Consider the following 531-nt stretch of genomic DNA (forward strand, 5'->3'; position numbering starts at 1 on the left):
TATTATTGTATTCATATTTCCATCTATCACTGATACATTATCTGAGAAGTTATTAGCTACATAGATCCGATTTGTAGAGGAGTTTACTCCTATTTCTTGTGGGAACGATCCGCTCCCTATGGTTGCTAATACTGTATTTGTATTTCCATCTATCACCGATACATTATCTGAATCACTATTTGTTACATAGATAAGATTGGTAGATGGATTTACTCCTATTCCAATTGGGCTTAACCCGACCCCCACAGTTTCTATTACTAGTTTCGTATTTCCATCTATCATCGATACATTACTTGAGTTATTATTTGCCACATAGATTCGATTTGTTGATAGATTTACTCCTACTCCTTGTGGGAACAATCCGACCCCTATACTTGTTATTACTGTATTTGTATTCCCATTTATCACTGATATATTCGCTGAGGCGGTATTAGTTACATAGATTGTGCCCTCATTATTTCCTTCACTCGGTCCGGTTGGTCCGGTTGGCCCAGTGTCTCCAGTTAATCCAGTTGGTCCGGTTGGCCCAGT

1 protein-coding gene is annotated in these 531 nt (G+C 38.6%); it reads right to left on the minus strand.

The features are described from left to right. Positions 1-531, minus strand: a 531-nt coding sequence (locus F3I02_RS33610) for a YncE family protein (RefSeq protein ID WP_196478859.1), incomplete at both ends; no start/stop codon positions are given.

The organism is Bacillus sp. SRB3LM (genome assembly GCF_015712745.1).
GTDB lineage: Bacteria > Bacillota > Bacilli > Bacillales > Bacillaceae_G > Bacillus_A > Bacillus_A thuringiensis_K.